Annotated in this window: 14 protein-coding genes; 7 read left to right on the top strand and 7 right to left on the bottom strand. The window is 63.2% G+C overall.

Annotated features, from left to right (window positions below; all coding sequences use genetic code 11):
* The first annotated feature begins 11 nt into the window (after positions 1–11).
* Entirely contained in the window at positions 12–1,079 is a 1,068-nt protein-coding gene (locus ABE093_RS08185) for a tetratricopeptide repeat protein (protein WP_430760389.1), read from the top strand.
* Between the two features lie 21 nt (positions 1,080–1,100).
* Here ABE093_RS08185 and ABE093_RS08180 read toward each other — a convergent pair whose 3' ends face one another.
* A complete protein-coding gene (locus ABE093_RS08180; RefSeq protein ID WP_430760388.1) occupies positions 1,101–2,273 on the bottom strand; it encodes a glycoside hydrolase family 18 protein in 1,173 nt (390 codons plus the stop codon).
* Between the two features lie 127 nt (positions 2,274–2,400).
* Between ABE093_RS08180 and ABE093_RS08175 the strand changes: the two genes are divergently transcribed.
* Genes ABE093_RS08175 through ABE093_RS08165 form a run of 3 tightly spaced genes read left to right on the top strand, consistent with a single transcriptional unit; the run spans position 2,401 to position 4,249 of the window.
* A complete protein-coding gene (locus ABE093_RS08175) occupies positions 2,401–2,943 on the top strand; it encodes a cytochrome b (RefSeq protein WP_430760387.1) in 543 nt (180 codons plus the stop codon).
* 33 nt (positions 2,944–2,976) lie between these two features.
* Positions 2,977–3,519 (top strand): sigma-70 family RNA polymerase sigma factor, encoded by a 543-nt coding sequence (locus tag ABE093_RS08170; RefSeq protein ID WP_430760386.1) that lies wholly within the window; start codon positions 2,977–2,979, stop codon positions 3,517–3,519.
* On the top strand, positions 3,509–4,249 hold the full coding sequence (locus ABE093_RS08165) for an anti-sigma factor family protein (protein WP_430760385.1): 741 nt from the start codon (positions 3,509–3,511) through the stop codon (positions 4,247–4,249). The genes ABE093_RS08170 and ABE093_RS08165 overlap by 11 nt, the downstream gene beginning before the upstream one ends.
* Before the next feature lie 9 nt (positions 4,250–4,258).
* Here the strand turns inward: ABE093_RS08165 and ABE093_RS08160 are convergent, their stop codons facing one another.
* Genes ABE093_RS08160 through ABE093_RS08150 form a run of 3 tightly spaced genes read right to left on the bottom strand, consistent with a single transcriptional unit; the run spans position 4,259 to position 5,683 of the window.
* On the bottom strand, positions 4,259–4,735 hold the full coding sequence (locus ABE093_RS08160) for a hypothetical protein (RefSeq protein ID WP_430760384.1): 477 nt from the start codon (positions 4,733–4,735) through the stop codon (positions 4,259–4,261).
* Positions 4,736–4,770: 35 nt separating this feature from the next.
* Positions 4,771–5,181 (bottom strand): VOC family protein, encoded by a 411-nt coding sequence (locus ABE093_RS08155; RefSeq protein WP_430760383.1) that lies wholly within the window; start codon positions 5,179–5,181, stop codon positions 4,771–4,773.
* Positions 5,182–5,218: 37 nt separating this feature from the next.
* Entirely contained in the window at positions 5,219–5,683 is a 465-nt protein-coding gene (locus ABE093_RS08150) for a helix-turn-helix transcriptional regulator (RefSeq protein ID WP_430760382.1), read from the bottom strand.
* A gap of 34 nt (positions 5,684–5,717) precedes the next feature.
* On the opposite strand from ABE093_RS08150, the gene ABE093_RS08145 reads away from it, so the two are divergent.
* The 3 genes from ABE093_RS08145 to ABE093_RS08135 all read left to right on the top strand — a co-directional run bounded on the left by ABE093_RS08145 (position 5,718) and on the right by ABE093_RS08135 (position 7,867).
* The gene (locus ABE093_RS08145; RefSeq protein WP_430760381.1) at positions 5,718–6,560 is read left to right on the top strand and encodes a class I SAM-dependent methyltransferase; all 843 of its coding nucleotides are present in this window, start codon (positions 5,718–5,720) and stop codon (positions 6,558–6,560) included.
* A gap of 143 nt (positions 6,561–6,703) precedes the next feature.
* Complete coding sequence (locus ABE093_RS08140) at positions 6,704–7,138, top strand: hypothetical protein (RefSeq protein WP_430760380.1); 435 nt, start codon at positions 6,704–6,706, stop codon at positions 7,136–7,138.
* Positions 7,139–7,144: 6 nt separating this feature from the next.
* Positions 7,145–7,867, top strand: coding sequence for a hypothetical protein (locus tag ABE093_RS08135; RefSeq protein WP_430760379.1), 723 nt, complete (start codon positions 7,145–7,147; stop codon positions 7,865–7,867).
* A 16-nt stretch (positions 7,868–7,883) separates the two neighbouring features.
* On the opposite strand, the gene ABE093_RS08130 is transcribed toward ABE093_RS08135, so the two are convergent.
* From ABE093_RS08130 to ABE093_RS08120, 3 genes are all read right to left on the bottom strand, one after another.
* Positions 7,884–8,675, bottom strand: coding sequence for an alpha/beta hydrolase (locus tag ABE093_RS08130; protein ID WP_430760378.1), 792 nt, complete (start codon positions 8,673–8,675; stop codon positions 7,884–7,886).
* Between the two features lie 163 nt (positions 8,676–8,838).
* Positions 8,839–10,146, bottom strand: a complete 1,308-nt coding sequence (locus tag ABE093_RS08125) for an FG-GAP repeat domain-containing protein (RefSeq protein ID WP_430760377.1) — start codon at positions 10,144–10,146, stop codon at positions 8,839–8,841.
* Between the two features lie 36 nt (positions 10,147–10,182).
* Positions 10,183–13,722: a methylmalonyl-CoA mutase family protein gene (locus ABE093_RS08120; protein ID WP_430760376.1), complete on the bottom strand. Its 3,540-nt coding sequence runs from the start codon at positions 13,720–13,722 to the stop codon at positions 10,183–10,185.
* Between the last annotated feature and the right edge of the window lie 59 nt (positions 13,723–13,781).

Here is a 13,781-nt window from a genome sequence, read left to right as displayed (position 1 = left end):
GGGAATTGCGTATGCTCGCTTTGGCACTTTCGTTGTCGTTGCTGGCATCGTCCACCCCGCAGGTGGAGAAGGCGGTTCCGCTCCAGGAGCCGCCTGCCCAGGTCATGGCCTTGCCTCCCGAACTGCGCTCACGCCTGCAACGCGAGGTGATCGCGAAATCCACTTCGCCGCGCGATCGATTCGATCGCCTGATCAACCTGTTCCATGGCAGCAATGGCCTGGACCTGGCATACAAGGGCGATGCCACGCAGACGGTGGGCCAGACCTATGCCACCCGCAGCGCCAATTGCCTGTCATTCACCATGATCTTCATCGCGCTGGCCCGCGAGGCCGGTCTCGATGCGCAGCCGCAGGAAATCCGCAAGACGCTGATATGGCGGCAGGACGGCGGAATCCTCTACCGGGTCAACCACATCAACACGGTCGTGCGCTTCAACGGCTTCACGCAAGTCGTCGATGTCCTGCAAAACGCCGTGACCCCGCTCGAAGATCCCGAGCCGATTTCCGACCGGCGCCTGCTTGCCCATTACTACAACAACCTGGCGATGGATTATCTCGACCAGCGCCAGCTGGAACATGCACGGCAATACATGGACCAGGCCCTGAAACTCGACCCGGAGCATGCCGACAACTGGAGCAATTCCGGCGTCCTCCACATGTACATGAAAGACTTCGTCTCGGCTCGACGCGCCTTTTCACGCGCGCTCGAAATCGACCCGAAGGACATCAGCGCGCTCACGAACATGATCTCCCTCGCCGAGCGGCAAGGCGACACGCCATTGGCCAAGGAACTGCGCAACCGCCTGGAACATTTGCAGGAAATCGATCCGCTTTACCATTTCCTGCAGGCGGAGCTGGACGAACAATCCGGCGACTATCCGAATGCCATCACCCACTATCACCGCGCCATTCGCCTGCATGGCAACGAACCGCGCTTCTACGATGCCCTCGCGAGAACCTACCTCAAGGCCGGGGACCAGGCTTCGGCGCTCGGTGCATGGCGACAAGCCGCACGCTGGAGCACCGGATCGGAGCGCAGCGGATATCGCCAGAAGCTGGAGTCGTTGCAGGCCAAATAAGCACCTGCCCGCTTACCGGCATCACTTGAACGGCTGCGCCATCGCCTTCAACAGGCTCCGATCGTCGTCGTCGCCCGCCAGCTCCCAGGTGAAGACCCCGCGCAGGCCGCGATCGTGGGCGAACTTCGCGCGAATGCCGATGGAGCGTGGATCCTCGTAGCTGACGAAGACGTGCTCCTTGGCATTGAACAGCCACGGCGACTGGGCGACCGGATGCCAGTGCTGTTGCCACTGGGGATCCGTCAGGAGTTTCGCCTTGATCAAGCGCCAATCTCCCGCCGGATATGTCCCGCTGTACGACTGGTACAGGCCGTCGTTGGCATCGCTGGTGACGCGATAGCCGCGCCCGTAGAAGGGGACACCGACCACGATCTTGTCGGCGGGCACGCCATGTGCGCGGTAATACTCGACCGCGCCTTCCACGCTGTTCCAGCGCCGCAGTTCCGGGGCCAGCGGATCGGCAGGCACTCCACGCAGCGGCGAATTGAACGACGCCACCGGCGAGAACGTGGTGCCCATGTCGTAGCTCATCAGGTTGATGAAATCGAGCAGCTTCGCCACGGCGGCCAGTTCATAGCTCTGCGCGGGATCGTATGGGCCTGCCGACTCCATGCGCCCACCCGGCAACGCCGCGGTCAACAGGAAATGCTGTCCGCGCCGCTTGCCGAGCGCATCGAGGTCGCGGCGGAATTCGCGCATCAGCAAGGTCATGTTGCGTCGGTCTTCGGCGCGCGCCGCGATCTCCTTTGGACCACCCGACACCGGGAATTCCCAGTCGAGATCGACGCCGTCGAAACTGCCGCGATTGCGATCGAAAAACAACGTCATGCACGACGACACCAGGCGTTTGCGGCTGGCGTCGGTCAGCGCCGCATCGGAGAACCCGCCGGCGTTCCAGCCGCCGATCGAAATGATCGTGCGCAACTTCGGATGTTCGCGCTTGAGCTTGGCCAGCGCGGCGAAATGCGTCCCGGACTCCGGACTCGCGCTGCACTGTCCGTCCCTGATCCCCGCGAACGCATAGAACAGATGGGTCAACGTGTCTGCCGGGAGGGTTTCCACCGGATAACGCGCCACCGTGCCGCCCGAATAATAGGCGGCGACGACTTTCCCCGGCGTTGCCGCGCTGACTCGTGCTGACAACAGGGTTGCGGCGACCAGGAATGCCAGAAGGATCGGGAAGCGTCGAAGCATGGGAATTCCTGGAGCCGGGGCGAACGGATTCCTCCAGCTTACGGCCTTGGTCGCGCTCCGGGAATAAAACCACCGCCCGAACGATCTATTACCCGAGGACTCCCCTCGCCGACTCCGCGGGACCGCCATGACCAGCACTTCCTACACCCGAACCGCGATCCTCCTGCACTGGAGCATCGCCGTATTGATCCTGCTCAACATCGCCGGCGGCTTCCTGATGGCCAGCACTCCCAAGCAGGCGCCCCGGCACGACGCGATCCTGTTCTGGCATGCCTCGCTGGGCAGCCTGATCTTCCTGCTGGCGGTCGTGCGGCTGGGCTGGCGGCTCACGCACCAACCGCCGCCGCTGCCGAACAGCATCCCCGCCTGGCAGCGCGGCGCGGCCCACGCGCTGCACTGGCTGCTCTACACCCTGATGCTGGTGCTGCCGTTCAGCGGCTATCTCCATCGCCTCGCCGGCGGCCATGAAGTGAGTTTCTTCGGCCTGTTCAACTGGCCGGACATCATCGCCAAGGACGAACCGTTCCGGGTGTTCACCCACAACCTGCACGAGGCGCTGGCCTGGACGTTGTGCATCCTCATCGTCGGGCACATCGGCGCGGCGTTGAAGCACGCCTTCATCGATCGCGACGGCGTGCTGCGGCGCATACTGGTGGCCCGTGCCACGTGACCGGAATCGTTTCGCGATGAGGAATGCCCGCGGGTGAGCACGCTATCCGGCCATGAGGCGGTGGACGAATTGGCCCTGCGCCATCTCGACGCCGCCTACAACCTCGGGCGCTGGCTCCTCGGCAACGAACAGGACGCCGCCGATGCGGTGCATGACGCCTATCTGCGCGCCAGTCGTTTCGCCGCGACCTATGCCGGTGGCGATGCCCGTGCCTGGTGGTTGGCGATCGTGCGCAACTGCTGCCATGCGCGACTGGCCTTGCGCAAGCGCGATACCCGCAATGTCGCCGCGAACGACGACGACCATGCGGCGTGGATGCCGCACAGCGACAGCGATGGCGTCGAACGCCTGGTCGACGACGTGCGTCGCCATGACCGACTGGTGCAGGCGATGGAAGCCCTGCCGGTGGAATTCCGCGAAACGATCGTGCTGCGCGAACTGGAAGAACTGTCCTACCGCGAGATCGCCGACATCCTCGCGATTCCGATCGGAACCGTGATGTCGCGACTCGCCCGCGGACGCGCGATGCTGCAGAAGGCGCTGTCCACGCCGAAGGGAGACACCGATGGCGCTTGAAACCGGCCACGAATTGCTGCCGCTATACCTCGATGGCGAACTCGATGCGGAAACCAGTCGCGCCTTCGAAGCGCATCTGGATGCCTGCACGGAATGCCAGGCGCGCCTCGCCGAACTCGAGGCCTTGCGCAGCGCCATCCGCACGCAGGCGCACTACCATGCCGCGCCCGACACCTTGCGCCAGCGCATCATGGATGCCTCGGCACCGCGCAAACGCTTCGCCAATTGGCCGCCGCTTGCACTTGCCGCGTCCTGGGCCGCGGCATTCCTGCTGGGTGGCGCCTTGATGTGGACCATGCAGCCGGGTTCACGCCAATCGTCGACCGCTCCCCTCGCCCGCGATCTGATCACCGGACACCTGCGTGCGCTGGCCGCGGCATCCCCGGTGGACGTCGTTTCCAGCGATCACCACACGGTGAAGCCGTGGTTCGCCGGCAAGCTCGCGATCTCGCCGCTGGTGCAGGATTTCGCCAACGAAGGCTACGCGCTGGTCGGCGGCCGTATCGACTATGTCGGCGACAGCCGCGTTCCGGTCCTGGTCTATCGCCATGGCCAGCATCTCGCCGATGTCTTCGTGCTGCCGCAGGGCACGACGCTTGCCGCGAGCCAATCGCAACAAGGCTATGCCATCGATACCTTCACGTTGGGCGGCCAGCCGGCCGCCCTGGTGTCCGACCTCGGCGATAGCGAGCGTGCGCAGCTGAAACAGCTGCTCGCGAACGCACGCTGAGGCCTGCCCTCAACCGACCGCCTTTTTCACCAGCGCGCGGATCTTCTTTTCCTCGGCATCGCCCAGCGATTTCAAGGCATAAGACGTCGGCCACATCTCGCCGTCGTCCAGCATCGCGGCATCGTTGAAGCCGAAGGTCGCATAGCGATCGCCGAACTTCTTCGCATCCCGGAAGAAACAGATGATCTTGCCGTCCTTGTTCGCATAGGCGGGCATTCCATACCAGGTCTTGGGCATCAGGCCGGGCGCGACCGAAGTGACGATCGCATGCAGGCGCTTGGCCATCGCGCGATCCGGTTCCTGCATCGCCGCGACTTTCGACAGCAGATCGGCCTCGCCTTCGGCGCGGGTCTTCTCGGCCTTGAGCTCGCGGGCGCGCTCCTTCATCGCCTCCTTTTCGGCAGCGTTGAACCCTGCGGATGCGGTGCCCTTGGTCGCGGCCTTCTTTGCCGGCTTGCCCGCGGTTTTCTTGGTGGTCGTACTCATGTCGGATTCCTCGAATCTGGGTGGATTGCGCGGCCTCAGCCACGCTCCTGCACGCGCAACAGGTTGCCGGCCGGATCGCGCACCGCGCAATCGCGGACGCCGTAAGGCTGCATCGTCGGTTCCTCGACGATCTCGGCGCCGCTGGCCTGGATGCGCTCGAAGGTGGCATCGAGATCCTTGGTCGCCAGCAGCATGATGGCGTAGGTGCCCTTGGCCATCATCTCGGCGATGGTGCGCTTCTCGTCTTCGGTCACGCCGGGACTGGCGGCCGGCGGGAACAGGACGATCGACGTGCCGGGCTGGTCGGGCGGCCCCATCGTCAGCCAGCGCATGCCGTTGTAGCCGACGTCGTTGCGCAATTCGAAACCGAGTACGTCGCGGTAGAAGGCCAGCGAGGCCTCGGGATCGGTCTGCGGGAGGAAACTGGAATGGATGGTGATGTCCATGGGTGCGTGCTCGCTGCGTGGGTGGTGAGCCGTAATGCTAGGTGGGCTCGCGTTCCTGCGCTTCTCGATTCCTGATCGGTCGCGTCACCTGGCGGGCGATGCAGGACGGCATCCCCGCAGTCGCCTGCGCGGCCTCGCGCTTGTACACGCCAGGCGAGACACCAACGAGTTCGGTGAACCGTGTCGTGAACGTGCCGAGCGACGCACATCCGACGGTGAAGCAGACCTCGGTGACGCTGAGATCGCCACGCCGCAGCAAGGCCATGGCGCGCTCAATCCGGCGCGTCATCAGATAGCTGTAGGGCGATTCGCCGAAGGCCAGCTTGAATTGCCGGCTGAGATGCCCGGAGGACATGCCGATATCCCGCGCCAGTGCATCGACGTTGAGCGGCTTGGCGTATTCGCGATCCATGCGATCGCGCACGCGACGCAGGCGCGCGAAATCGCGCAACTGGACCGCATCGGGAGTCGGGCTGGCCTGGGTCACGCCCCACCGTATCATGGCGCATCACCGAATCGACATACCAATTCCACGCATGACCTGTTATTCCGGCCCCTTGCTCACTCGTGAAATTGGTGCTGCCCTGCTCGCGGCGCGTGACAGTGGCGCGTCGACGTGGACGGGGTCGCTCGATCTTGGTCGCAGCAGCGATGAAGTGCGGTTGTTCGCGGACGACTGGGAATATCGCGGCACGCGCCATCCATATCCGGAAAAACTCAAGGAACGCACGATCTACTGGTGGGATGGCGATGAATTCGCCGCGGTCTCGCGCTATGCCGGCAAGCTGATCAAGCTGGTGCCGACGGAATGGGACGTTCCCACCTTCGAGATCGACGGCATCAAGATGCTGCCGAGCGCGAAGGAATCGCCGCTGGACGACGCACGGCGCAAGGTCGCGTTGATCCAGCCCACCGGCAAGACGGTGCTCGATACCTGCGGCGGACTCGGTTATTTCGCCGCCTGCTGCCTCGATGCCGGCGTCGCGCGCATGCAGTCGTTCGAGAAGAACGAAGACGTGCTGTGGCTGCGCACCATCAACCCGTGGTCGCCCGACCCCGATGCGCCCGCCAGCGGCGGTCGCCTGCACCTCGCCCACGGCGATGTATCGACCGCGATCCTGCAATTGCCCGATGCCTCGTTCGATGCCGCTCTGCACGATCCGCCGCGCTTCGGCATCGCCGGCGAACTGTATTCGCAGGCGTTCTACAACGAACTGGCGCGCGTGCTGCGCCGTGGCGGCCGATTGTTCCACTACACTGGTAGCCCGAACAAATTGACCAGTGGCCGCGACGTTCCGCGCGAAGTGCAGAAACGGCTGGAGAAAGCCGGCTTCAAGGCCGAGCTGGCACTCGACGGCGTGCTGGCCACCAAGCGGTAGCCGTGTAACGCACTCCCCCGACGGCGGTTGACGTGCGTTCACCGCGGTCTTTGTCCAAAAACCCCGAAAAGACAGCAGGCATTCAAGCTGAAGGGACTAGCGTATCGACATGGCCTCCATCACGGCAGGCGCGGAGTGGCGCGATGAAGCATGTCCTCGTCCTGATGCTTTCGATGATCGCGACTGCCCCCGTCCTGGCCGCGGGTAGCGGACAGTCCGATAGCGCGACTGCCAAGGCGCTCGATCTCAGCGTTCCCGCGCAGACGAGCTATTCCTACGCACCGACCGATCCACGTGGCACGTACGATCCGGCCAAGCGTTTCGCCACGCCCTACGTCGCGGCACAGGCGCAACCGGTTGATACCTGCGACGGCAAGCCGCACGGCAGCGCCACGGTCGGTGTCGGCTATTCCAGTCGCTGGGGCAACAGCAACTTCCAGGCTGCCCAGCTCAATACCTGCAAGCGCTACTACAACGACAACGGCGAAGCCCGCGAAGTCGGCATGAGCATCAGCATCGGCCAGAGCAATGTCGGTCCCGGCCATGCCCAGCGTGGTTGGCCCGGACGCGGCTGGTAATCCCGCATGCAAGCTTCCTTTCTTCGACGCGGCCTGCTGCTGGCCGCCTGCCTGTGCATGACTGCCACGGGCAATGCGATGCAGGCCAATGCGCCGCAAAAATCCGTCGATGGCACATGGCAGGCGGACGTCCAGCACAACATGGATGAGGCGGATGCCGCAGCCGCGGAATTCCGCAAGCACGCCCCTGCCCCTGACTCCGGCAACGCGCCGGGAAGCGATTCCGATACGCCACCCGCCGGCAGACATGGCGGTCGCGGCGGCATGGGCGGAGGTGGCGGCATGGGTGGTGGCCACGGCGGAATGGGCGGCAGAGGCGGCGGTCGCCGCGGCCCGGGATCGGGTGGACCTGCATCGGCAGGCAACCAACGTCCGCTGACTCCGCAGGCGCATCTGCAGGAAGGCGTGTTCAACGCAGTCGCACCGATGGTCCACGGGTTGGTGGTCGCCCGCATGGGCGGCGCCGTGATCATCGCCAACCGCGACGGCGGCAACCAGATCCAGGTTCCGCTGGACAGTGCCCCGGTCGAACTGGAAGGCGGCGTGTGGGCCACCGCGCATGACGCCAAGGGCGCGCTGGAGCTACAACTGGAATCGGTCGACGGCTTCCACGCGCAATACCGCTACCTGCCCGATCCGGCGAATGCGGGCGTATTGCATGTGCAGATCGAAACGCATGGCCGCGGCGGCAGCCAGCCCTATCGGGTCGAACGCACGTACCGGCAGTAGACGCGGTCGCGGATCGCTAACGGGCGGCGTGCGATGCGGAGGGTGCCGGCACGAATTTCTGCGCGACCAGCCAGTCGAAAAACTCCGTCGGCCAGTGATCGCTGCTCGTCCCTTGATGCTTCATGCCGAAGCCATGCCCCCCGGCCGCGAACACATGCGCCTCCGGCTTCGCGCCCGCGGCCTTGAGCGCCGCGTAGAAGCGATCGATCTCCTCCAGCGCCATCGGGTCGTCCTGTGCCCAGACCATGAATACCGGAGGCAATGATTTGGGAATCGTCGGCATCTTGCCGAACGGTGCCCCGTAGATCAGCGCGGCGAAATCGGGGCGCGCTGACGCATCCGGTTGCAGCAAGGCATTGCTCGCGACCATCGCGCCCGCGGAAAACCCGACAATGCCGAGCTTGCCCGGCGCTACGCCCCACTCCTTCGCGTGTTTGCGCACCAGCGCCAACGCACGCAACGCATCGGCGGTGCCGTACTTCGATGCCGCGTCGAAATCCATGTCTGCGGGAATGCCCTGCCCGTGCTTTTCCGGAATGCGGTATTTCAGGACGAAGGCGGCGATGCCGCGTTGTTGCAGCCAACGCGCCACGTCATCGCCTTCGGCACTGATCGCCAGCGCCACGAATGCGCCGCCTGGCGCAACGATCACGCCGGCGTCGGTCGCCTTGCTCTTCTCGGGCAGATAGGCCGTGAGCGTCGGCTCGGTTACGTTGATGACGATGGTGCCGACGGGCGTGCCGGTGATGGTTTGTTCGTGTTGTTGCCAGTACTCCGTACCTGGTGGTGGGCCGGGCCAGAGCTTCACTGTCGTTTGTGCAAGTGCACACGAAGCAAAGAGAAACAACAGCAATATCGCAAATGCGTGGCGCATGATGTTTTCCGAAGCCCGCCTGAAAGTCGATATCGATGGGGATTCCTGTAGTTAAAAAATCGCCATGCGCAGTGAACTCACATCCAGCGGCGGAATATCACTTCTTGCATCCGGAACCCGTCAATACAATCAATCCCTCTTGATTATCCGCGATCGCAACATCAACACACCCATCCGAATTAATGTCTCCCAACGCAAGACCGTTGGGTCGATAGTGTGAGGTTGGGTGATACATGTCGGTGATGCCCACAAGCTTTTCAGGCATGAATCCTGACGGTCCCTGCAAGTAGTACCCCAATGTCCGGTAGCCTGCATGGACGGTCAGGATGTCATCCAACCCATTTCCATCCAAATCCGCAACGGCAATCGGCTCCGGGGTGTCATAGGAATCCAGGATGGCATTCAGGGAATAGGATCCGTCTGTTTGGCTCAGATAGATCCCGATGCCGGCCGGACTATTGGAATTGAAGGTCGCGGCAACGTCTTTGCGGCCATCATGATTGAAATCGCCGGCTGCCACTCCCCATCCTGACCAAGGCGCGTTGTCCGAAGGCCGCCGCGGAATCGGATTGGCTTGTGCACTACCAAAGCTTCCTTTCCCATCGGCCAACATCACCCACCAATTGGCATATCCCTGGCCATTGGTCATGATCAGGTCCGCACGGCCGTCTCGATTCATGTCGCTCGCAACGATTGCGTTGTACCCCAAAAGAGGGGTTGCCAAGGTCCCAATGACCTGAAAGCCAAGGCTTGCGTCATATTTGTACAGGGTGGCTCCATCATCCCATCCCTGTGCAATGACTTCGGATTTCCCATCTCCGTTGATATCGATCGCTGCAACCGCATTGATCCTCCGCTGGGACGGCGTTCGCTTCACTTCCAGCTGTTGGGTGACCGAATTGAACTTCGCCACGGCAATGCCTTTTTCATCCCCCACGACAACTTCAAGCACACCGTCACCATCCACATCGCCCAGCGTCGAGCCTCCCGACCCATACAGGCTCTGGTCAAAATACGCAGCCTTGATCGGGGACCCCAAGGTCCCGTCCTGAAGTTGCGGATACACCATGACTTGATTCATGTACTCAACGGGAATATAGATTCCACTTCCCTGAGTGATGAGCACCACGTCTGGCCGCTTGTCGCCTGTCACATCACCAATCAAGACAGAGTCCGCGAGGAAGTATCCGCTGGCTTGCGAATAGAGTGTCCGGGGATTCAAGCCGAAATTTTGATTGACTTCATACGATGGAGGCGGCGGCGGCGGTGGAGGCGCGGGAGGCGGTGGCACCGATGACACCGATGCCCCGTTACCCCCTCCTCCTCCGCTTCCGCACCCACTCATCCCAAACGAAAGCACGACGGCACACAACACCGCTTGCGTAATCAGCCGCTTGTCATGCATCCAATTTCCCCTCTGTTCGTATCAAAAAAACTGGCGTCACATATTTCTACGATATTCCCCACCCACATCGTACAACGCATGACTGATCTGCCCGAGGCTATGCGTCTTCACCGCCTCGACCAGCGCGGCGAACACATTCCGGCGATCCCGCGCGGTCTTTTGAAGATAGCTCAGCCCATGTCCGTCATGGACTTCGCCCTCCACCGTCGCATCCTCGATCACATGGCCGTGCTCGGTCTCGCCGCGCGGCGCCAGGTGGTTGCGTGATTCCTGCCAGCCACGCACGTTCTCGATCTGCTGGCCCTTCTCTTCTTCGGTCGAGCGGATCAGCTCGATCTCGGTGACCACTTCGCCGGCGTGTTCCTTCGGCAGGAACATGTTGACGCCGACCAGCGGCAGGCTGCCATCGTGCTTCTTCTGTTCGTAGTACAGGCTTTCTTCCTGGATCTTGCCGCGCTGGTACATGGTGTCCATCGCGCCGAGCACGCCGCCGCGCTCGCTGATCGCCTCGAATTCCTTGTACACGGCTTCCTCGACGATATCGGTCAAGTATTCGACCGCGAAGCTGCCCTGCCACGGGTTCTCGTTGAAGTTGAGGCCGAGTTCCTTGTTGATGATCATCTGGATCGCCACCGCGCGCCGCACCGATTCCTCGGTCGGGGTGGTGATCGCTTCGTCGTAGGCGTTGGTGTGCAAGCTGTTGCAGTTGTCGAACAGCGCATACAGCGCCTGCAGCGTGGTGCGGATGTCGTTGAACTGGATTTCCTGCGCGTGCAGCGAACGACCCGACGTCTGGATGTGGTACTTCATCATCTGGCTGCGTTCGTTGGCGCCGTAGCGCTCGCGCATCGCGCGCGCCCAGATGCGGCGGGCGACGCGGCCGATCACGGTGTACTCCGGATCCATGCCGTTGGAGAAGAAGAACGACAGGTTGGGCGCGAAGTCGTCGATCTTCATCCCGCGCGCGAGGTAGTACTCGACGATGGTGAAGCCGTTGCTGAGGGTGAATGCCAGCTGCGAAATCGGATTCGCGCCCGCCTCGGCGATGTGATAGCCGGAGATCGATACCGAGTAGAAATTGCGCACGGCGTGGTCGACGAAGTATTGCTGGATGTCGCCCATCATCCGCAGCGCGAATTCGGTGCTGAAGATGCAGGTGTTCTGCGCCTGGTCTTCCTTGAGGATGTCGGCCTGCACAGTGCCGCGCACGGTCTTGAGCGTTTCCGCCTTGATCCGTGCATAGGTGTCGGCATCGACCAGCTGGTCGCCGGTGACGCCGAGCAGTCCAAGGCCGAGCCCGTTGTTGGTCGGCGGCAGATCGCCGTGGTAACGCGGACGTTCGCGACCGGCAAAGAAGGCATCGATCTTCTTCTGCGCCTCGGCCCAGCGCGCCGGGTCTTCCTTCAGGTATTTCTCGACCTGCTGGTCGACGGCGGTGTTCATGAACATCGCGAGGATGATCGGCGCCGGTCCGTTGATCGTCATCGACACCGAGGTCGTCGGCGCGCACAGGTCGAAGCCGGAATACAGCTTCTTCATGTCGTCCAGCGTCGGGATGTTGACGCCGGAGTTGCCGATCTTGCCGTAGATGTCCGGACGCGGCGCGGGGTCTTCGCCGTACAGCGTCACGCTGTCGAAGGCGGTGGACAGACGCGCGGCCGGCTGGCCGACGCTGAGGTAATGGAAGCGGCGATTGGTGCGCTCCGGCGTGCCCTCGCCCGCGAACATGCGGATCGGATCCTCGCCGGTGCGGCGGTACGGATACACGCCACCAGTGTACGGATACGAACCCGGCAGGTTTTCCTTGCCGAGGAAGGTCAGCAGCTCGCCCCAGGACTTGTAGGTCGGCGCGGCGATCTTCGGCACCTTCTGGTGGCTCAGCGATTCGCGATAGTTCTCGACGCGGATGGTCTTGCCGCGCACCTGGTACTCGTTCACTTCATCGGTGATCGACTTCAGGCGCTGCGGCCACTCGCGCAGCAGCCTGAGGTTCTCGGCCGCAAGAGATTGCACGGCATCGTTGTAACGCTGGCGCAGGGTCAGCAGCGAACGATCGATGCCTTCCGCGCCCGGCTGCACGTCATCGCTGACATAGAGTTCCAGCGCCTTCGGCAACTTCGCATCATCGAGTTCGCGCAGCGCTTCCCAGCAACTCTGGGCGCGGTCGGCGATCTCGGACTGCTTGCCGATCTGGCTGTTGATCGAACGGCCCTGCTCGGCGATCTCGGCGAGGTAACGCACGCGAGCGCCGGGAATCAGCACGGTCGCACGCGGTTCCTTCAGCGCGGTATCGATGGCCGGCGACCACTTCTCGCCCGGCAGCGACAGCTTCTCGCGCAACAGGCGGCACAGGTTGGCGAACATCCAGCTGATGCCGGGATCGTTGAACTGCGAAGCGATGGTCGGATAGACCGGAACGTCCTCGTCCTTGGTCTGGAACGCCACGCGGTTGCGCTTCCATTGCTTGCGGATGTCGCGCAATGCGTCCTCGGCACCACGCTTGTCGTACTTGTTGAGCACGATCAGCTCGGCGTAATCGATCATGTCGATCTTCTCGAGCTGCGACGCCGCGCCGTAGTCGCTGGTCATCACGTACATCGGGAAATCGACCAGATCGACGATCTCCGAATCCGACTGGCCGATGCCGGCGGTCTCGACGATCACCAGGTCGTAGCCCAAGGACTTCAGGAAGCTGATGCAATCCTTCAGCACTGCATTGGTCGCCACGTTCTGGCGGCGTGTCGCCATCGAACGCATGTAGACGCGATGGCTGCGCAGCGAATTCATGCGGATGCGGTCGCCCAGCAGCGCGCCACCGGTGCGGCGGCGGGTCGGATCGACCGAAATCACCGCGACGCGCATCTGCGGGAAGTTGGACAGAAAGCGATTGAGCAGTTCGTCGGTCACCGACGACTTGCCGGCGCCACCGGTACCGGTGATGCCGACCACCGGGGTCTTGCCGCCGGCCAGCTGCCACTGCTTGCGCAGGTGGGCGAGTTCGGATTCGCCGAGCTGGCCGTCCTCGATCGCCGACAGCACGCGGCCGATGCCGATCTCGTCGTCGATACCGGGGACATCGTTGCTCGTGCCCTTCACGTGCTCGCCGCGACCGTCATTGGCGCGCTTGACCACGTCCTCGATCATCTCCACCAGCCCCATCTTCATGCCGTCGTTGGGGTGGTAGATGCGCTCGACGCCGTAGGCCTCGAGTTCGCGGATTTCTTCCGGGGTGATGGTGCCGCCACCGCCGCCGAACACCTTGATGTGCGGCGCGCCACGCTCCTTCAGCATGTCGACCATGTACTTGAAGTACTCGACGTGGCCGCCCTGGTAGGACGACAGCGCGATACCGTCGGCGTCTTCCTGCAGGGCCGCGCGTACCACGTCCTCGACACTGCGGTTGTGGCCAAGGTGGATCACCTCCGCGCCCTGCGACTGGATCAGCCGGCGCATGATGTTGATCGCGGCGTCGTGGCCATCGAACAGGCTGGCGGCGGTCACGAAGCGCAACGGCACCGCGGTCTCGCTGGCGGTGGTGGATTGGCTTTCGGTCAACGTCTGGGCAGGCGTGCTCATGGCGGAATTCACGGCGGATTGCGGGAAACCGCGATTGTAGCGCGGGCGCCCGCGGCAGC

The sequence above is a fragment of the Solilutibacter silvestris genome, from assembly GCF_050574925.1.
In the GTDB taxonomy this organism is placed as follows: Bacteria; Pseudomonadota; Gammaproteobacteria; order Xanthomonadales; family Xanthomonadaceae; genus Solilutibacter; species Solilutibacter silvestris_A.
Note: the sequence above shows the minus strand (reverse complement) of the source record. Positions and strands in the feature narration are given on the sequence as shown.